Consider the following 18350-nt stretch of genomic DNA (forward strand, 5'->3'; position numbering starts at 1 on the left):
CTGTTGGGGGACCCGGCGTCCTCTGCCCCAGGGGGCGAGGGCGCCGGTACAGGACGGCGCTCAGGCGCTCAGGGCTGCTTCTCCGACTTGCTGGCATAGCGCTTCTGCCACTCGGCCAGCACGCGCTCACGGTTCTTGGCGATATGGCTGAAATCGTTCTTGACCAGCATCTGCTCGTAGTTGGCCGGGATGGTCTCGATCTTCCTCGCCACGCCCGGATAGGCGACGATGGCCCAGTCCTTGGCAAACAGCTGGTTGGCCTCCTTGCTGGCCAGCCAGTCCATGTAGCGCTGCGCGGCCTCCATTTTCTTGGTGCCCTTGACGATGCCGGCAGCCTCGATGTCGTAGCCCAGGCCTTCCTTGGGGAAGATCATCTCGATCGGCGCGCCCGAGGCCAGCGTCTTGTGCGCGCGCAGCTCGAACGAGATGCCGATCGGGAACTCACCAGAGCCGGCCTGCTTGCATGGCTTGGAGCCCGAATGGGTGTACTGGGCGATGTTCTCGTGCAGTGCATCCATGTACTTCCAGCCATCCTGTTCGCCATAGAGCTGCAGCCAGGCGGTCACGTCCAGGAAGCCGGTGCCGGAAGAGGCCGGGTTGGGCATCACGATGGTGCCCTTGTAGACGGGCTTGGCCAGGTCCTTCCAGGTCTCGGGGCGCGGCAGGTTGCGCTTCTTGGCTTCGATGGTGTTGAAGCAGATGGTGGCGCCCCAGACGTCCAGCCCCACCCAGGACGGCGGCGTGGCCTTGTCGCTGTAGTCGCGCGTCAGTTTCTCGAAGCCCTTGGGCGAGTAGGGCGCCAGCATCCCTTCCTGCTTGAGCAGTTCCAGGCTCGACGCAGCCAGCCCGGCGATCACGTCGGCCTGCGGGTTGCCTTTTTCGGCGAGCGCCTTGGCGGTGATGACGCCGGTGGAGTCGCGCACGTACTTCAGTTCGATATCGGGCGCCACCTTGGCAAAGCCCTCGGCGTACGGCTTGAGGGTCTCGATCTCCCACGCCGTGTAGACGGTGAGGGTGGTCTTCTGGGCCAGCACCGTGCCGGAGGCGGCTAGCGCAAGCAGGGCGGCGGCGGTGCGCAGGGTGGAAGTGAAGGACGGTTGCATGGGACTCCTTCTGGCATTGTAGGTGGAGATATGTGTCAATTTGGTGAATATGTTGCATTGCCATAGGGCGTGCTGCACAACATTGAATCACCGTGAAACCCTTGTGCTACAACACTTGCAAGACATATGCCTGGGTTTTCGCGCTCCGTGCGTCACCATCCGCGCCACATCGATGTCTTGATTGTTGACAATATACAAACCGCTTGCTTTAATGGCAATAAGGATTTTCGATATTGCGCAATCCCTCACAAACGGGAGTTTTCATGTCACGCCAAGCACCGCTGGCGAGCGAAATCACCATCCTGCAGAGCCAGTCCCTGGCCACCCTGGTGCAGCGCGAACTGGAACTGCGGATCATGTCGGGCGACCTGCCCCCCGGCGCCAAGCTCAATGAGATCGAGGTGGCAGGGCAGCTCAATGTGTCGCGCGGACCGGTGCGGGAAGCCTTCCGGGCGCTGGAGCAGGCCGGCCTGCTGCGCACCGAGAAGAACCGCGGCGTGTTCGTGCGCGCCATCTCGGTGGAAGAAGCCGATGAGATCTATGAGCTGCGCGCCGTGCTGGATGAGTTCATCGGCCGCCAGCTGGCCGCCCGCATCACGCCCGAGGGCCTGCGCGAACTGCGCGCGCTGGTGGAATCGCTGGGCGTCGCCAGCCAGGCGCGCGATGTCGATGAATACACGCGGCTGAACCTGGAGTTCCACGACCGCATGGTCGAACTGGCCGGCAACCGCAAGCTGCTGGATACCTACCGGCGCCTGGTCAAGGAACTGACGCTGTTCCGGCGCGAAGCGCTGTCCGGCAGCCACGCCGCCATGCCCGACTCCACCCGCGAGCACCGCGCCATCGTCTCGGCGATTGCCGCGCGCGACGGCGAACTGGCCGCGCGCCTGATGCGCGAGCACGTGGAGCGTGGCCGCGCCCGCATGCATGCCGCGGTGGACCCGGCCAGCGCCGACAAGGGCGCCGCTGCCTGAATCCGACCGTATCCATGGAAAGTACCGACCCCGATCGCGCCCAAGCACAGGAACCCCAACATGCCTGACACCAATGCCCGCACCATTACCGTCAACCAGCGCACCTACCGCTGGATGCAGCAGCCCGTCGTGGTGGTCTGCGTCGACGGCTGCGAGTTCGACTACCTGGAAGCCGCCGCCGCCAGCGGCCGCGCGCCCTACCTGAAGCGACTGCTGGAAGCCGGCTCCGCCTTCCGCGGCGCCTGCGTGGTGCCCACCTTCACCAACCCCAACAACCTGTCCATCGTCTGCGGCGCGCCGCCGGCGGTGCACGGCATCTGCGGCAACTACTTCTTTGACCGCAGCGCCAACGGCGGGCGCGGCGAGGAAGTGATGATGAACGACCCCAAGTACCTGCGCGCCGGCACCATCCTGGCCGCGTTTGCCGATGCCGGGGCCAGCGTCGCCGTGGTGACCGCCAAGGACAAGCTGCGCCGCCTGCTGGGCCACGGCATGCAGGGCATCTGCTTCTCGTCGGAGAAGGCCGACCAGGCCACGGTGGAAGAGAACGGCATCGACGGCGTGGTCGAACTGGTCGGCATGCCGGTTCCAGACGTGTACAGCGCGGAGTTGTCGGAGTTCGTCTTCGCCGCCGGCGTGCGCCTGATGGAAACGCGCCGCCCGGACCTGATGTACCTGTCCACCACCGACTATATCCAGCACAAGTTCGCACCCGGCTCGGACGGCGCCAACGCTTTTTACGCCATGATGGACAAGTACCTGGCGCGGCTGGACGAACTGGGCTGCGTGGTCGCGCTGACCGCCGACCACGGCATGAACGCCAAGCACGACGACGCCACCAAGGCGCCCAACGTGATCTACCTGCAGGACCACCTGGACGCATGGCTGGGCCGCGGCGTGGAAGACGGCGGCGCGCGCGTGATCCTGCCGATCACCGATCCCTACGTGGTCCACCACGGTGCGCTCGGGTCCTACGCCACCATCTATCTGCCCGACGATGCGGACCCGGCCGCGATCAAGGCCCGGCTGTCCGACCTGCAGGGCGTGGAAAGCGTGCTGACCAATGCCGAGGCCTGCGCGCGCTTTGAACTGCCGCCCGACCGCGTCGGCGACCTGGTGGTGACCAGCGACAAGCATGTGGTGCTGGGCACCAGCCACAGCCGCCACGACCTGTCCGGGCTGGACGCGCCGCTGCGCTCGCACGGTGGCGTGTCGGAGCAGACCGTGCCGCTGGTATTCAACCGCGCCACGGCCGGTATCCCCGGCAAGGCCCTCCTGCGCAACTTCGACATCTTCGATGTCGCGCTGAACCATCTGCACTGAGTGCATCGAGCCGTACCGAACCGTGTTGACCGGAGGAGACTTATGAACGCCCCCCAATTCCCCGCTGGCGCCGTCAGCCCCCATTTCCGCGCCGAGGCCCTGCGCATCGACGGCCAGAAGATCGTGCGCGAGCGCATGATCGAAGTGCGCAACCCGTATGACGGCACTCTGGTCGGCACCGTGCCCAAGGCCACGCTTGACGATGTGCGCCGTGCCTTCGAAGTGGGCCAGGCCTACCGCTCCACGCTGACGCGCTATGAGCGCGCCGCCATCCTGAACCGCGCCGCCGCGCTGCTGCGTGAGCGCACTGAAGAAGCGTCGGACCTGATCACGCTGGAATCCGGCCTGTCCAAGAAGGATTCGCTGTATGAGATCGGCCGCGTCGCCGACGTGCTTGGCTTTGCCGCCACCGAGGCGCTGCGCGACGATGGCCAGCTGTTCTCGTGCGACCTGACCCCGCACGGCAAGAAGCGCCGCGTGATGACCCAGCGCGAGCCGCTGCTGGGCGTGATCTGCGCCATCACGCCGTTCAACCACCCGATGAACCAGGTGGCGCACAAGGTGGCGCCGTCGATCGCCACCAACAACCGCATGGTGCTCAAGCCGTCGGAGAAGGTGCCGTTGTCGGCGTTCTACCTGGCCGACCTGCTGTATGAAGCCGGCCTGCCGCCGCAGATGCTGCAGGTGATCACCGGCGACCCGCGCGAGATCGCCGACGAGCTGATCACGCACCCCGCCGTGGACCTGGTGACCTTTACCGGCGGCGTGGCGATCGGCAAGTACATTGCCAGCAAGGCCGGCTACAAGCGCGTAGTGCTGGAGCTGGGCGGCAACGACCCGCTGATCGTGCTGGACGATGCCGACCTGGACCGCGCTTCGGACCTGGCGGTGCAGGGCTCCTACAAGAACTCGGGCCAGCGCTGCACCGCGGTCAAGCGCATGCTGGTGCATGAGGCCGTCGCCGCGCGCTTTACCGAACTGGTGGTCGAGAAGACGCGCGCTTGGAAATACGGCGACCCGATGGATCGCGGCGTGGACATGGGCACGGTGATCGACGAGCAGGCCGCGATGTTGTTCGAGGCGCGCGTCAATGAAGCGGTAGCGCACGGCGCGCGCTTGCTGGTGGGCAACCACCGCAACGGCGCCAGCTATTCGCCGACCGTGATCGACCGCGTGGACCCGTCGATGACGGTGGTGCGTGAGGAGACGTTCGGGCCGGTGTCGCCGATCATTACCTTCCGCGATGTCGATGACGCCATCCGGATTTCCAACGGGACCGCGTTCGGGCTGTCTTCCGGCGTGTGCACCAACAATATCGAGGCCTTCACCAAAATCGCCAACTCGCTGCATGTGGGCACGGTCAATCTTTGGGAAGTGCCGGGCTACCGCATCGAACTGACGCCGTTTGGGGGCATCAAGGATTCGGGGCTGGGCTATAAGGAAGGCGTGCAGGAGGCGGCCAAGAGCTTTACCAACCTGAAGACGGTGACGTTGCCGTGGGCGTGAAGCACCGGGGGAAATGAATCTGTCGCTGGTTTGGCCCCTCTCCCGCAAGCGGGAGAGGGGCATGGTCCTTGGCACACCGCAGCACCCGCTGCGCTAGAATCAGCCCCCAGTCCCTGACGCTTCCGGAGTCACCGTGCTCGCCGAACAACGGCAGAAATACATCCTCGACCAGCTCTCCGCCACCGGCGCGCTGGCTATCAGCGAACTGGTGACCGAGCTCGACGTCTCGCGCGAGACCGTCCGGCGCGACCTCAACGCGCTGGCCGCCCGTGGCCTGCTGGTGCTGACCCACGGCGGCGCGCTGACTTCTGACCGCACCGAGCCCGATACCCAGACCCGCGCCGCGGTCAATGCCGAAGGCAAGCGCGCGATCGGCGTGCGCGCCGCCGAGCTGGTGCGCGACGGCGCCTCGCTGATCCTGGACTACGGCACCACCACCCACGCGGTGGCGCAGGCGCTGCATGGCCACCACAACCTGCTGGTCTACACCAACGACCTTGCCATCGCCCAGCTGCTGGGCCGGCGCAACGGCAACCGGGTGATCGTGCTGGGCGGGGAGCTGCAGGACAACGAAGACGCCACGCACGGCTGGGACACCATCGAACAGCTGTCGCGCTACCACACCGACTTTGCCTTTGTCGGCATCGGCGGCGTCACGCCGCGCGGCGAGATCTGCGACTTCTCCCGCGCCGCGGCGGAACTGCGCAGCCGCATGCTGCTGGCCGCCGACGTGGCCTGCGTGGTGGCTGACCATACCAAGTTCGGCCGCAATACCGGCGTGACCATCAAGCATTTCGACCTGGCTGCCTGGCTGATTACGGACATGGCGCCGGAGCCGGAACTGGCCGCGGCGCTCAAGGAGCGGGGCGCCAAGCTGCTCATCGCCTGAAGGCCCAGAGCGTCCGCCCCAGTCGGATTCCCAAAGGCGGCGCCGTCCGCTGATCGCACGGAAATCCCCGCCTGATGCACTAAAATGCGGCTTTCACGCCGCTGTCACAGGTGTTTTGACTGTCGTGTGCCCCACGCTGGTGCTAAAGTGCTGCATTGTCCGACAGGCACGGCCCCGCCGTGAATGTGCGGACAACCGGAGGCCACCCACCTTCCATCGGCGCAACGCCAGACGGCACCACAGACCGGCACCAAGCCGGCAAGGCTGCCGGATCCAGCCACTCCAGCACAGCAAGAGACATCCGTGAATTCTCCCTCCCTTGACGCATTCCTGGCGGGGGTTGCCCGCCGCGACCCCAATCAACCTGAATTCCTCCAGGCCGTGAAGGAAGTGATGATGACGCTCTGGCCCTTTGTCGAGCGCAATCCGCGCTACGCCGACCAGGCCCTGCTCGAGCGGCTGGTGGAGCCCGAGCGCGTGATCCAGTTCCGCGTGGCCTGGACCGACGACCAGAACCGGGTGCAGGTCAACCGCGCCTTCCGCGTGCAGCACAGCTCGGCCATCGGCCCGTTCAAGGGCGGCATGCGCTTCCACCCGACTGTGAACCTGTCGGTGCTGAAGTTCCTGGGCTTCGAGCAGACCTTCAAGAACGCGCTGACCACGCTGCCCATGGGCGGCGGCAAGGGCGGCTCGGACTTTGATCCCAAGGGCAAGTCCGATGGCGAAGTGATGCGTTTCTGCCAGGCGCTGGTGACCGAGCTGTTCCGCCACCTGGGCCCGGATACCGACATCCCGGCCGGCGACATCGGCGTGGGCGCACGTGAAGTCGGCTTTATGGCCGGCATGATGAAGAAGCTTTCCAACCAGTCCGCCTGCGTCTTCACCGGCAAGGGCCTGGCCTACGGCGGCAGCCTGATGCGCCCGGAAGCGACCGGCTACGGCACGGTCTACTTTGCGCAGGAGATGCTGCACCGGCGCGGGCGCGCTTTCGACGGCCTGCGCGTGCTGATCTCGGGCTCGGGCAACGTGGCCCAGTACGCGGCCGAGAAGGCGATCGAGCTGGGCGCCACGGTGCTGACGCTGTCCGATTCAGGCGGCGTGCTGCACTACCCGCAGGGCATGACTACCGAGCAGCTGGCCGAAGTGATGGCCTTCAAGAATGAAGAGCGCGGCCGCCTGTCTGACTTTGCCGCCCGCCACGGCATGGCCTTCGAAGCCGGCCGCACCCCGTGGCACGTGCCCGCCGACGTGGCGCTGCCGTGCGCCACCCAGAACGAGCTGGACGGCAACGACGCCGAGACCCTGCTCGGCAATGGCGTGATCTGCGTGGCCGAAGGCGCCAACATGCCGTCGACGCTGGAAGCCGTGGACCGCTTTGTCGATGCGAAGATCCTCTACGCCCCGGGCAAGGCCAGCAATGCCGGCGGCGTTGCCACTTCCGGCCTGGAAATGTCGCAGAACGCCATGCGCCTGTCCTGGCACCATGCCGAGGTCGACGAGAAGCTGCACGCGATCATGAAGGACATCCACCAGAACTGCATCCACCACGGGCAGAAGGCGGATGGCTATATCAACTACGTGGAAGGCGCGAACATCGCCGGCTTCGTCAAGGTGGCCGACGCCATGCTGGCGCAAGGCGTGATCTGACCTGAAGTTCCGGCCGGCGCAATGCCGGCCGTTGCCAGGCGGGTGCAGGCACGTACCCGCCTGGCGCATCTCGCCCCGAGTCCCCCTGGCAGTACCCACCCCGCAGCGCTGGGCAGCGCCCTCACGCTCGCCATTTCCCGCCACGGCCCGCCGCCCGACTGCATCTCCCGATTATTCGCAAATCGCGAACACTGTCCTCGGACTTTGCTACGTAGTCAGTGCACGGCGCCTTGCCTACTATGCACACACCCCAGGCGAACACCACTGGTGAACGAATACAGCGGTAGCAATAACTAACTTCACAGCCTATCCAGGCGCCCCCTGACCGGAGATCATCATGACGAACCCCAAGCTCGAAGTCCTGACCCCGCAAAACAGCCAGCTGATCTTTATCGACCACCAGCCGCAGATGGCCTTCGGGGTGCAGTCGATGGACCGCCAGGCCCTGAAGAACAACACCGTTGGCCTGGCCAAGGCGGCGAAGATCTTCAATATCCCGACCACCATCACCACGGTGGAAACGGAGTCGTTCTCGGGCTTCACCTACCCGGAACTGCTGGATGTGTTCCCGGACCACAAGCTGCTGGAGCGCACCTCGATGAACTCCTGGGACGACCAGAAGGTGCGTGACGCCCTCAAGGCCAACGGTCGCAAGAAGGTGGTGGTGTCCGGCCTGTGGACCGAGGTCTGCAACAACAGCTTTGCCCTTTGCGCCATGGCCGAAGGCGACTATGAGATCTACATGGTGGCCGATGCCTCCGGCGGCACCTCGAAGGAAGCCCACGACTACGCCATGCAGCGCATGGTCCAGGCCGGCGTGGTGCCGGTCACGTGGCAGCAGGTGCTGCTGGAATGGCAGCGCGACTGGGCCCACCGCGACACGTATGACGCGGTGATGAAACTGGTCAAGGAGCACTCGGGCGCCTACGGTATGGGGGTGGACTACGCCTACACCATGGTCCACAAGGCCGCGCAGCGCACCGCCACGCCGCATGAGGCACTGGCCGCCGTGCCTGCCCGCTGAGCCGGCACTGAACCAGCCGCAAGCTCACCCGATCCCTTGATTGCATCCAGGAGTCCCATCATGACCACCATTACGACGCAGGATGGCACGCAGATCTTCTACAAGGACTGGGGCAGTGGCAAGCCCGTGGTCTTCTCCCACGGCTGGCCCCTCAATGCCGATGCGTGGGACGCGCAGATGCTGTTCCTGGTGCAGCAGGGGTTCCGGGTGATCGCCCATGACCGCCGCGGCCACGGGCGATCGGACCAGCCGGCGCAGGGCAACGACATGGACACCTACGCCGACGACCTGGCCGCGCTGCTGGACGCGCTGGACCTGCGCGATGCCACGCTGGTGGGGCATTCCACCGGTGGCGGCGAGGTGGCGCACTACATCGGCCGCCATGGCACCGGCCGTGTCGCCAAGGCGGTGCTGATCGGCGCGGTGCCGCCGATCATGCTCAAGACCGCGGCCAACCCCGGCGGGCTGCCGATCGATGTGTTCGACGGCATCCGCAAGGGCGTGGCCGACAACCGCTCGCAGTTCTACCAGGACCTGGCGACGCCGTTCTTCGGCTTCAACCGCCCCGGCGCCAAGGTCTCGCAAGGCACCATCGATGCCTTCTGGGCGCAGGGCATGGCCGGCGGCATCGTGGGCCAGTACGCCTGCATCAGGGAATTCTCGGAAGTGGACTACACCGAGGACCTGAAGAAGTTCGACGTGCCCACGCTGATCCTGCATGGCGATGACGACCAGATCGTGCCCATCGATGCTGCGGCGAAGCGGTCGGTGGAACTGGTCAAGGGCGCGACCCTCAAGGTTTATCCGGGCGCTTCGCACGGTATGTGCGTGGTCAATGCCGACCAGGTCAACGCCGACCTGCTGGCCTTCCTGAAGGCCTGAGCCCGATGTCAGTCACCCGCCGGCAATTTATCGCTTCGGCCGCCGCGCTCGGCGCGGCGCCGCTCTCGGAGACCTTCGCCATGCCGCCTGGCAGCCAGCCCAGCCTCATTCTCGTCAACGGCAAGTTCGCCACGCTCGACAAGTCCAGGCCGCAGGCGGACGCCGTTGCGATCCGCGACGGGCGTTTCGTCGCCGTCGGCACGCGCCAGGACATCATGAAGCTGGCCGGCGCGCAGACGAAGGTGGTCGACCTGAATGGCCGGCGCGCCATTCCCGGGCTGATCGACAGCCATATGCATATCATCCGCGGCGGCCTGAACTACAACATGGAGCTGCGCTGGGACGGCGTGCGCTCGCTCGCCGACGCCATGCGCATGCTGAAGGAACAGGTCGCGCGCACGCCAGCGCCGCAATGGGTGCGGGTGGTGGGCGGCTTCACCGAGCACCAGTTCGCCGAGAAGCGGCTGCCCACCATCGAGGAACTGAATGCCGTGGCGCCCGACACCCCGGTCTTCATCCTGCACCTGTACGACCGCGCCATCCTGAACGGCGCCGCGCTGCGCGCGGTGGGCTACAACAAGGACACCCCGAACCCGCCCGGCGGCGAGATCGCGCGCGATGCGCGCGGCAATCCCACCGGCCTGCTGCTGGCCAGGCCCAACGCCACCATCCTCTACGCCACGCTGGCCAAGGGCCCGAAGCTGCCGCCTGAATACCAGAAGAACTCCACGCGGCATTTCATGCGCGAGGTCAACCGGCTGGGTGTCACCGGCGTGATCGACGCCGGCGGTGGCTACCAGAACTACCCGGAGGACTACAGCATCATCGAGGAACTGCACCAGGCCGGGCAGCTCACGGTGCGCCTGGCCTACAACCTGTTCACGCAGAAGCCCAAGGAAGAGCTCAGCGATTTCAAGACCTGGGCCTCCAGGGTGAAGCCTGGCCAGGGCGACGACCTCTACCGCCACAATGGCGCCGGCGAGATGCTGGTCTACACCGCTGCCGACTTCGAGGACTTCCGCGTCGAGCGCCCCGAGATGGCGCCGTCGATGGAGGCCGACCTGGAGCCGGTGATCCGCCTGCTCGCGGAGAAGCGCTGGCCGTGGAGGCTGCATGCCACCTACGACCAGACCATCTCCCGTGCGCTCGATGTCTATGAAAAGGTGGCCAAGGACGTCCCGTTCAACGGCCTGAACTGGTTCTTCGACCACGCCGAGACCATCTCCGACCGCAATATCGACCGCATCGCCGCACTCGGCGGCGGCATCGCGGTGCAACACCGGATGGCCTACCAGGGCGAGTACTTTGTCGAGCGCTACGGCGCACGCGCGGCCGAGGCGACGCCGCCGGTGAAGAAAATGCTGGAGAAGGGCGTCAAGGTCGGCGCCGGCACCGATGCCACGCGCGTGGCCTCTTACAACCCGTGGGTGTCGCTGTACTGGCTGACCACCGGCAAGACCGTGGGCGGCATGTCGATGTACCCGCAGGCCAACCTGCTCGACCGCGAGACCGCGCTGCGGCTGTGGACCGAGGCCAATACCTGGTTCTCGTCCGAAACCGGCAAGAAGGGCCAGATCAAGGCGGGCCAGCTGGCCGACCTGGCGGTGCTGTCCGCGGATTACTTCAGCGTGCCGGGCGACGAGATCCAGGACATCACCTCGGTGCTGACCATCCTCGGCGGCGAAGTGGTCTATGGCGACGGCGACTTCGGCAAGCTGTCGCCCGCCATCCCGCCGGCCATGCCGGACTGGTCGCCGGTGCGCCACGCGGGCGGCTACCAGCCGCGCCCGCAAGCCCAAAAGCTGGCCTTGAACACAGCCTGCGGCTGTGCCAGTTCATGCGGCGTGCACGGCCATGCGCATGCCAGGGCCTGGACGGCCGGCGTGCCCACCTCGGACGAGAGTACGTTCTGGGGCGCGCTGGGTTGCTCATGCTGGGCGTTCTGATGCCGCTGCGTTGCCGATACCAGGAGACCCGACCATGACTGCCCATCCCATCCGCCCCACGGCGCGCGCGGCGACCACGCCCGGCGCGCCCTCGGCCTGGCTGCGCTGGCTGGCGCTGCTGGCACTGTCCGCGCCCTACCTGCAGGGTGGACTGGTCAAGGCGGCTGACTTCGGTGCCGCCATCGCCGAGATGCAGCACTTCGGCCTGGCGCCGGCCGCGCCGCTGGCAGCGGCCGTGATCGTGCTGGAACTGGGCGCGGCCGCGCTGATGCTGAGCGGGCGGCTGCGGTGGCTGGGCGCGCTGGCGCTGGCCGTCTTCACCTTGTTGGCAACCTTTGTCGCCAACCGCTTCTGGCAGGCGCCGCCGGATGCACGCTTCGGGCAGGCCAACGCCTTCTTCGAGCATATCGCGCTGGCCGGCGGCCTTTGCCTGGTCGCCTGGGAAGACCTGCGGCAACGCCGCGCGGGCAGGGGCCAGGCATGAGCCCGGCCGCCAAGCCCGCGCCGATCCCCGGTGCCGCCGCGCCGGCCGGCGGCAGCTTCGCGCCGCTGGCGCATGGCACCTTCGCCGTGCTGTGGGCGGCGACGGTGCTGGGCAATATCGGCAGCTTCATGCGCGATGTGGCCAGCGCCTGGCTGGCGACTGACCTGTCGGGCTCGCCCGCCGCGGTCGCCATGATCCAGGCGGCCGGCACGCTGCCGGTGTTCCTGCTGGCGATTCCCGCCGGCGTGCTGTCTGACATCCTCGACCGCCGCCGCTTCCTGATCGTGATCCAGGTGGGGCTGGCAATGGTCAGCGGTTCGCTGATGCTGCTGGCATGGCAGGACGGGCTGACCATCGAGCTGCTGATCGGCCTGGCTTTCCTGGGCGGCATCGGCACCGCGATGATGGGGCCGACCTGGCAGTCGATCGTGCCGGAACTGGTGCCGGCCGGTGAACTGAAGCCGGCGGTGGCGCTGAACTCGCTGGGCGTCAATATCGCGCGCGCCATCGGGCCGGCCGCGGGCGGCCTGTTGCTGGCCGCGTTCGGCGCGGCGGCGACCTATGGCGCGGACGTGGCCAGCTATCTGTTCGTGATTGCCGCGCTGCTGTGGTGGAAGCGCCCGGCACGCGCCGAAGACCCGCTGCGCGAGCATTTCTTCGGTGCTTTCCGCGCCGGCGTGCGTTTTGCCAGGGCGCACAGCAAGCTCCATGTGGTGCTGCTGCGCGCGGCCTGCTACTTCGCGCTGGGCAGCAGCATCTGGGCCTTGTTGCCGCTGGTGGCGCGCCAGATGCTGCACGGCGGCGCATCGCTGTACGGCATGCTGCTTGGCGCGGTCGGCGTGGGTGCGATCCTGGGCGCGCTGGTGATGCCGCGCCTGCAGAAACGGCTGGACCTGGACCAGCTGATGCTGGCCGCGGCACTGGCTACCGCCGCGGTGATGGCGGTGCTGTCGGTGGCGCCGCCGGCATGGGTCGCCATGCTGGCGCTGCTGCTGCTTGGCGCCGCGTGGATCCTGGCGCTGACCACGCTGGCCGGCACGGCCCAGGCGATCCTGCCCAACTGGGTGCGCGGCCGCGCGCTGGCGGTCTACCAGATGGTGTTCAACGGCGCCATGGCGCTGGGCAGCCTGGTGTGGGGCTTTGTCGCGCAGGGGCTGGGCACTCCGGCGGCGCTGATGATCGCCGCGGCCGCGCTGTGCGTGGCCGCCTTCGTCATGCACCGCGTCAAGCTGCCGCGTGGCGAGGAAGACCTGGGCCCGGCACGGCACTGGCCAGCGCCCGAAGCCGCCGAAGAGGTGGCGCACGACCGCGGCCCGGTGATGATCCTGATCGAATACCGCGTGCGCGCGGCCGACCGCCAAGGCTTCCTGCAAGCCATCCACAAGCTGTCCGAGGAACGGCTGCGCGACGGCGCGTTCAACTGGGGCGTGATGGAGGACCCGGCCGATGCCGAGGCCTACACCGAGTGGTTCCTGGTCGAATCCTGGGCCGAGCACCTGCGCCAGCACGAGCGCGTGCCGCACGCGGACGCAGACCTGCAGCGCGAGGTCGCGCGCTTCCACACCGGCGAAGGGCCGCCGCGGGTGCGGCACCTGCTGGCAGCGGGGCGGCCTCTGGAATAAGCAAGCCATAGCGACGGCCTTCCGATCTGCCGCTGCGGAACTCCCCTCTCCCGCTTGCGGGAGCGGGGCAGGGGTGAGGGCAGGCGTGGCGACCGACACCGCCCTTCAGGCAATGCCGCCACCCTGCCACCTACGCGTCCCTCGTCCCCAAGGACCCCCCATGCACAACCAGCTGTTTATCGACGGCCGCTTCGTCGACGCCCTTGACGGGGACACCCTCGACGTCGTCAATCCGCACGACGGCAGCCTGATCACGCGCGTGACCGCGGGCGCGCAGCTCGATATCGACCGCGCCGTGGCCGCGGCACGCCGCGCCTTTCCCGCATGGTCGCGCCTCGCCGCCGGCGAACGCGGCAGGCTGCTGGCACGGCTGGCCGACGCCATCGAGGCCGACACGGGTCTGGCCGAACTCGAAAGCGCCGACACCGGCCACCCCATCCGCGATGCGCGCGGCCTCGACGTACCGCGCACCGCCGCGTGCTTCCGTTACTTCGCGGGCATGGCCGACAAGATCGAAGGCACCGTGGTGCCGGTCGAACCCGGTTTTCTCAACTATGTGCAACGGGCCCCGGTCGGCGTGGTGGGGCAGATCGTGCCGTGGAACTTCCCGCTGATGTTCACCGGCTGGAAGCTGGGGCCGGCACTGGCGGCGGGCAATACGGTGGTGCTCAAGCCGTCGGAGCTGACGCCGCTGTCCGCGCTGCGCGTGGCGGCGCTGGCGGCTGACGTCGGTTTCCCGCCGGGCGTGATCAACGTCGTGCCCGGCTTCGGCAACGTGGCCGGGCAGCGGCTGGCCAATCATCCCGACGTGGACAAGATCGCCTTCACGGGGTCCACTGCCACCGGCCGGCGCATCGTCGAGGCCTCGCGCGGCAACCTCAAGCGCATCCAGCTAGAGTTGGGCGGCAAGGGCGCCAATATCGTCTTTGCCGATGCCGACCTGGATACCGCCGTGGCGGGCGCGGCCTGGGCCAGCTTCCACAACCAGGGCCAGGCCTGCATCGCCGGCTCGCGCCTGCTGCTGCATGAGGACATCGCCGATGCCTTCCTCGAGCGCTTCGTGGCGCTGGCGCAATCGATCCGCGTGGGCGATCCGGCCGACCCTGCCACCGAGATGGGGCCGCTGACCTCGGCCGCCCACCGCGACCGCGTGCTGGAGTCTGTGGAGATGGCACAGGCCCAGGGCGGCACCGTGCTGGCCGGAGGCAAGGCCCCTGCCGACCCCGGCCTGCGCCAGGGCTTCTATGTCGAGCCCACTGTGGTCGCTGCGCGCCCGCAGGACCGCATCGCCCAGGAAGAGGTCTTCGGCCCGGTCGTCACGGTGCTGCGCTTTGCCAGCGACGAGCAGGCGCTGGCCATCGCCAACGCCACGCAATACGGGCTGGGCAACGGGCTATGGACGCGCGACCTGGCCCGCGCGCACCGCCTCGCGCGCGATATCCGCGGCGGCATGTGCTGGGTCAACTGCTACAAGCGCGTCCATCCGGGCAGCCCCTTCGGCGGCGTGGGTGAATCCGGCTACGGGCGCGACATGGGGTTCGAGGCGATGCACGGCTACACCGAGTCGCGCTCGGTATGGATCAACGTGGATGCCGGCATTGCGCCGCACTTTGCGCGCTGAAGCCCGCGCGGCACCACCAATCATTTCAGGGAGAACGCAATGAAGCTCTATCTGGTATCACTGGCCGCCGGCATCCTGGTCGGCATCATCTATGCACTGCTGCAGGTGCGCTCGCCGGCGCCGCCGGTGGTGGCGCTGATCGGCTTGCTGGGCATGCTGATCGGCGAGCAAGTGGTGCCGCCCGTCAAGCGCCTGCTGGCGGGCGAGGCGGTCACGGTGGCCTGGTTCCGTGGCGAGTGCGTGCCGAAGATCACCGGCGCACCGTCGGCGCCGACGGCGGCACGCCCGGCTGCGGAAGCAGCACGGGACGAGCCGCAGGCGCACTAGGCATCGCGCTAGCTCAGCGCCAGCGTGCGTTGCCGCGCCAGTTCCGCCCAGCGCGCCGCTTCGGAAGCGACCAGTGCATTCATCGCCTCGCGTCCGCTGGCCACGACTTCAAAGCCATTGTCGTACAGGTACTGCGTGACGGCCGCTTCGCGCAGCGTCTGGCTGACTGCGGCGGCCAGGCGGTCGAGCTGCGCGGCCGGCGTGCCGGCCGGCGCGATCATGCCGACCCAGGAATAGGTGACCAGGCCCGGCCAGGTGTCGGCCAGCGTGGGCACCGTCGGCAGATGCGGATTGCGCGCAGAAGAGCTGACCGCGAGCGCCCGCAGCTTGCCGGCCTGCAGTTGCGCCAGCACCAGCGGCAGGCTGGCGAACATCGAATCGACATGGCCGCCCAGCAGGTCTTTCAGTGCCGGGGCGCCGCCGCGGAACGGCACGTGCAGGCCATGGGTGCCGGCGGCCTGGTGGAACCATTCGGCGGTCAGGTGGTTGGAACTGCCGACACCCACGGAGGCATAAGACACCTCGCGCCATTGTCGGCACGCCCGCACATAGTCCTGCAGCGTGCGCCACGGCGACGCGGCCGGCACCACCAGCGCCATTGGCGCGCGCACCATATACGACACGCCAGTGAGATCACGCCCGGCGCGGTAAGGCAGGTTCGGGTAGGCCAGCGGCTCGGTCGCATACGAGTCATAGACCAGGCCGATGGTGTGGCCGTTGGCCTTGCTGCGCGCCACGATGCCCGTGCCGATGGTGCCGCCGGCGCCGTCGTGGTTCTCGATCACCACGGTCTGGCCGAGCCGGCGTCCGAGGCCAACATGGACTGCGCGCGCGGTCTTGTCGACCACGCCACCTGGCGCAAACGGCACGACCAGCACCAGCGGGCCGTTGCTGCGCGCTTGTGCGCCGGTGCGGCCGGCCAGCAGCATGGCCGCGGCGCCGCCCAGCACCAGGCGACGGCGATGCAATGCACGGATCTGCATGACGGATCTGCCCCTCGTTCGCTATGATTGCCGTCGAACTGCCTTCTGATCGCGGCCGGGATGTCGCCGCGCCCCACCGTTGTGCAAGCAACCGCGGTACGTTGTCGGCCTTGCTGGCCCGGCGAGGGCCAGATGGTAGCACTGCGGTGGGTCATGATCCTCTTCGCACGGGTTTGCCATGGACCGTTTTCTCAGTATCGAAGCCTTTGTCAGGGTCGCGGACACGTTAAGCTTTGCCGAGGCCGCGCGCCAGCTCGGCGTGACCAATTCCGTCGTCAGCCACCGCGTGCAGCAGCTCGAGAAGTACATCAACGCGCCGCTGTTCCATCGCAGCACGCGGCACGTGCGCCTGTCGGAAGTGGGCGAGACCTACTACCGTCAATGCGCCGACGTGGTCGCCAACCTGGCCGACCTGACCGACCAGATGCGCGACCTGCGCGCCACCCCGGCGGGGCGCCTGCGCATCCAGGTGCTGCCCGGCTTCGCCATTGGCCACTTCGCCGATATCCTGGCCGGCTTCAGCCAGCAGTATCCGGATATCGAACTGGACGTCGTCGTCAACGACCGCGTCATCGACCCGATCGAGGAAGGCTTCGACGTGGCCTTCCAGATCTTCGCGCCCCAGAACGATTCGCTGATCGCGCGGCGCCTGTTCACGCTGCGCCGCATCTTCTGCGTGGCCCCGGAGTTCATTGAACGCTGGGGCAAGCCGGAGCGGCCGGCGGACCTGATCTGCAGCAAGGTGGCGCTGTACTCCGCCTACCCGACCCGCAACAAGTGGACCTTCTCGCGCGATGCCGAATCGGTCGAGATCGACCTGGCCCCGCGCATGCGCACCAACTCCGTCCACCTGCTGCGCGACTATGCGGTCAGCGGTGCCGCCGTGGTTTGCCTGCCCACGCTGGTCGCCAGCGAAGACCTGCTGGCCGGCCGGCTGGTCCCGGTGCTGCACGACTATGCGCTGTCATCGTTCGAGTTCGCCGCCGTGTATCCGGCCACGCAGCGGCAGGCGCTGAAGGTGCGGGTGCTGGTGGACTACCTGGCGGAAAGGCTGCAGGGCGAGCCGCCGTGGGATGTGCCGTTGATGGAGAGGGGGTGGGTGCGGTAAGGGGGAGCGATAAGCCAGTGCGACGAGGCTTCACTATCGCAGGCCGATGTAGGGGAGCATCGAGCCTTGGGACGTCCGGCGATGCCCAGAGACACGGTCGCGGCATTCATTTCCGTTGCCGAAAGATGGTTGATATAACGCCCGGAAACGACCGGGCTGCGAGCATTGCAACAAGCCCCTGCCACCCGCATCGACCGAAGCCCGCATCTGCTCGTACGAATGCACCTTCTGCGCAGACTGCGTGGATACGCTCCGCAATGTCTGCCCGAACTGCGGGGGCGGCTTCGTGCCGCGTCCGGTGCGCCCGGCACGCGACTGGAAGAACGGCAACTACCTCGGCAACGACCCGGCCAGCACCAGGGTCAAGCACCGGCCGGTGGACCTCGAGGTGCATGCCCGCTTTGCCGGGGCGATCGCCCCGGTCCCGCCCGAGCAGCGCTAGCGGTGGCCTGGGCTAGCCCTTGGATTTCGGCTTGAGCAACTCGCCAGCCTCCTTCACATTCTGCTCGGCGCGCTTGCTGATCACGGCCAGCGCTTCGGCCTGCGCCTTCTGCGCGGTTTCGGCCAGCGCGCGCATGTTCTCCAGTGCCTGGTGCAGCTGCTGCTGCACGAATTCGCTGTGCTTGGCCATGGCCTCGGCAGGATTGCCAGCGGTGCTGTACTGCTGAGCGGCCGCCTGCAGCTGCTGCATGGTCTGGGCGAAGATCTCCTGCTGCTTCTGCACCAGGGCCTGGATGCCCTCATAGGCCAGCTTGTTGGCCTCGGTCAGGGCCTCGATGTCCTTGCGGCGCGCTTCCATTACCGCGCTCATGTCCACGCCCGGCAGGCGGAACTGTTCCATCATCTTGGTGAAGTCTGCAAAGGGATTGGGAGGCGTGGCCATGCTGGGTCTCCTTCTGGAAGGACTGGCA

Annotated in this window: 16 protein-coding genes and 1 pseudogene; 14 read left to right on the forward strand and 3 right to left on the reverse strand. The window is 67.4% G+C overall.

The features are described from left to right. Positions 1 to 68: 68 nt before the first annotated feature. Positions 69 to 1103 (reverse strand): putative 2-aminoethylphosphonate ABC transporter substrate-binding protein, encoded by a 1035-nt coding sequence (locus tag AC1Q6V_RS21965; RefSeq protein WP_454749702.1) that lies wholly within the window; start codon positions 1101 to 1103, stop codon positions 69 to 71. A 263-nt stretch (positions 1104 to 1366) separates the two neighbouring features. On the opposite strand from AC1Q6V_RS21965, the gene AC1Q6V_RS21970 reads away from it, so the two are divergent. The 12 genes from AC1Q6V_RS21970 (at position 1367) to AC1Q6V_RS22025 (ending at position 15348) form a co-directional block, all read left to right on the forward strand. Then, complete coding sequence (locus AC1Q6V_RS21970; RefSeq protein ID WP_010812809.1) at positions 1367 to 2077, forward strand: phosphonate utilization associated transcriptional regulator; 711 nt, start codon at positions 1367 to 1369, stop codon at positions 2075 to 2077. A 60-nt stretch (positions 2078 to 2137) separates the two neighbouring features. Continuing rightward, positions 2138 to 3400 (forward strand): phosphonoacetate hydrolase, encoded by a 1263-nt coding sequence (phnA, locus tag AC1Q6V_RS21975; RefSeq protein ID WP_011617554.1) that lies wholly within the window; start codon positions 2138 to 2140, stop codon positions 3398 to 3400. Between the two features lie 42 nt (positions 3401 to 3442). Continuing rightward, positions 3443 to 4906 (forward strand): phosphonoacetaldehyde dehydrogenase, encoded by a 1464-nt coding sequence (gene phnY, locus AC1Q6V_RS21980; RefSeq protein ID WP_010812811.1) that lies wholly within the window; start codon positions 3443 to 3445, stop codon positions 4904 to 4906. A gap of 133 nt (positions 4907 to 5039) precedes the next feature. Then, positions 5040 to 5795, forward strand: a complete 756-nt coding sequence (locus tag AC1Q6V_RS21985; RefSeq protein WP_454749701.1) for a DeoR/GlpR family DNA-binding transcription regulator — start codon at positions 5040 to 5042, stop codon at positions 5793 to 5795. Positions 5796 to 6098: 303 nt separating this feature from the next. Then, positions 6099 to 7442, forward strand: a complete 1344-nt coding sequence (gene gdhA / locus AC1Q6V_RS21990) for an NADP-specific glutamate dehydrogenase (protein ID WP_010812813.1) — start codon at positions 6099 to 6101, stop codon at positions 7440 to 7442. A gap of 337 nt (positions 7443 to 7779) precedes the next feature. Further along, the gene (locus tag AC1Q6V_RS21995; RefSeq protein WP_010812814.1) at positions 7780 to 8466 is read left to right on the forward strand and encodes a hydrolase; all 687 of its coding nucleotides are present in this window, start codon (positions 7780 to 7782) and stop codon (positions 8464 to 8466) included. A gap of 60 nt (positions 8467 to 8526) precedes the next feature. Further along, positions 8527 to 9348, forward strand: a complete 822-nt coding sequence (locus AC1Q6V_RS22000) for an alpha/beta fold hydrolase (RefSeq protein WP_010812815.1) — start codon at positions 8527 to 8529, stop codon at positions 9346 to 9348. 5 nt (positions 9349 to 9353) lie between these two features. Beyond that, positions 9354 to 11294, forward strand: a complete 1941-nt coding sequence (locus AC1Q6V_RS22005) for an amidohydrolase (protein ID WP_011617553.1) — start codon at positions 9354 to 9356, stop codon at positions 11292 to 11294. Positions 11295 to 11328: 34 nt separating this feature from the next. Next, complete coding sequence (locus AC1Q6V_RS22010) at positions 11329 to 11778, forward strand: DoxX family protein (protein ID WP_010812817.1); 450 nt, start codon at positions 11329 to 11331, stop codon at positions 11776 to 11778. Continuing rightward, positions 11775 to 13400, forward strand: a complete 1626-nt coding sequence (locus AC1Q6V_RS22015; RefSeq protein ID WP_454749700.1) for an MFS transporter — start codon at positions 11775 to 11777, stop codon at positions 13398 to 13400. Before AC1Q6V_RS22010 ends, AC1Q6V_RS22015 begins: the two co-directional genes overlap by 4 nt. Positions 13401 to 13560: 160 nt before the next feature. After that, positions 13561 to 15021 carry an aldehyde dehydrogenase family protein gene (locus tag AC1Q6V_RS22020; RefSeq protein WP_439669249.1) on the forward strand — a complete coding sequence of 487 codons (1461 nt, stop codon included), beginning with the start codon at positions 13561 to 13563 and terminating at the stop codon, positions 15019 to 15021. Between the two features lie 39 nt (positions 15022 to 15060). Continuing rightward, positions 15061 to 15348 (forward strand): XapX domain-containing protein, encoded by a 288-nt coding sequence (locus tag AC1Q6V_RS22025; protein ID WP_010812820.1) that lies wholly within the window; start codon positions 15061 to 15063, stop codon positions 15346 to 15348. Positions 15349 to 15356: 8 nt separating this feature from the next. On the opposite strand, the gene AC1Q6V_RS22030 is transcribed toward AC1Q6V_RS22025, so the two are convergent. Further along, on the reverse strand, positions 15357 to 16331 hold the full coding sequence (locus tag AC1Q6V_RS22030; protein ID WP_010812821.1) for a tripartite tricarboxylate transporter substrate-binding protein: 975 nt from the start codon (positions 16329 to 16331) through the stop codon (positions 15357 to 15359). 178 nt (positions 16332 to 16509) lie between these two features. Here AC1Q6V_RS22030 and AC1Q6V_RS22035 point away from each other — a divergent pair, with 178 nt between their 5' ends. Beyond that, positions 16510 to 17439 (forward strand): LysR family transcriptional regulator, encoded by a 930-nt coding sequence (locus AC1Q6V_RS22035; RefSeq protein ID WP_010812822.1) that lies wholly within the window; start codon positions 16510 to 16512, stop codon positions 17437 to 17439. Between the two features lie 148 nt (positions 17440 to 17587). Continuing rightward, positions 17588 to 17881 (forward strand): annotated as a pseudogene (locus AC1Q6V_RS22040) (DUF1272 domain-containing protein); the annotation flags it as partial. A 12-nt stretch (positions 17882 to 17893) separates the two neighbouring features. On the opposite strand, the gene AC1Q6V_RS22045 reads toward AC1Q6V_RS22040, so the two are convergent. Continuing rightward, positions 17894 to 18322 (reverse strand): phasin family protein, encoded by a 429-nt coding sequence (locus AC1Q6V_RS22045; protein WP_010812825.1) that lies wholly within the window; start codon positions 18320 to 18322, stop codon positions 17894 to 17896. Positions 18323 to 18350 lie beyond the last annotated feature (28 nt).

The organism is Cupriavidus sp. GW823-FHT07B10 (assembly GCF_058794355.1).

What these genes read in the sequence shown, in the direction of transcription:
- AC1Q6V_RS21965 (WP_454749702.1), bottom strand. Translation starts at nt 1,103, where the DNA reads ATGCAACCGTCCTTCACTTCCACCCTGCGCACCGCCGCCGCCCTGCTT.
- AC1Q6V_RS21970 (WP_010812809.1), top strand. Translation starts at nt 1,367, where the DNA reads ATGTCACGCCAAGCACCGCTGGCGAGCGAAATCACCATCCTGCAGAGC.
- phnA (WP_011617554.1), top strand. Translation starts at nt 2,138, where the DNA reads ATGCCTGACACCAATGCCCGCACCATTACCGTCAACCAGCGCACCTAC.
- phnY (WP_010812811.1), top strand. Translation starts at nt 3,443, where the DNA reads ATGAACGCCCCCCAATTCCCCGCTGGCGCCGTCAGCCCCCATTTCCGC.
- AC1Q6V_RS21995 (WP_010812814.1), top strand. Translation starts at nt 7,780, where the DNA reads ATGACGAACCCCAAGCTCGAAGTCCTGACCCCGCAAAACAGCCAGCTG.
- AC1Q6V_RS22000 (WP_010812815.1), top strand. Translation starts at nt 8,527, where the DNA reads ATGACCACCATTACGACGCAGGATGGCACGCAGATCTTCTACAAGGAC.
- AC1Q6V_RS22005 (WP_011617553.1), top strand. Translation starts at nt 9,354, where the DNA reads ATGTCAGTCACCCGCCGGCAATTTATCGCTTCGGCCGCCGCGCTCGGC.
- AC1Q6V_RS22010 (WP_010812817.1), top strand. Translation starts at nt 11,329, where the DNA reads ATGACTGCCCATCCCATCCGCCCCACGGCGCGCGCGGCGACCACGCCC.
- AC1Q6V_RS22015 (WP_454749700.1), top strand. Translation starts at nt 11,775, where the DNA reads ATGAGCCCGGCCGCCAAGCCCGCGCCGATCCCCGGTGCCGCCGCGCCG.
- AC1Q6V_RS22020 (WP_439669249.1), top strand. Translation starts at nt 13,561, where the DNA reads ATGCACAACCAGCTGTTTATCGACGGCCGCTTCGTCGACGCCCTTGAC.
- AC1Q6V_RS22025 (WP_010812820.1), top strand. Translation starts at nt 15,061, where the DNA reads ATGAAGCTCTATCTGGTATCACTGGCCGCCGGCATCCTGGTCGGCATC.
- AC1Q6V_RS22030 (WP_010812821.1), bottom strand. Translation starts at nt 16,331, where the DNA reads ATGCAGATCCGTGCATTGCATCGCCGTCGCCTGGTGCTGGGCGGCGCC.
- AC1Q6V_RS22035 (WP_010812822.1), top strand. Translation starts at nt 16,510, where the DNA reads ATGGACCGTTTTCTCAGTATCGAAGCCTTTGTCAGGGTCGCGGACACG.
- AC1Q6V_RS22045 (WP_010812825.1), bottom strand. Translation starts at nt 18,322, where the DNA reads ATGGCCACGCCTCCCAATCCCTTTGCAGACTTCACCAAGATGATGGAA.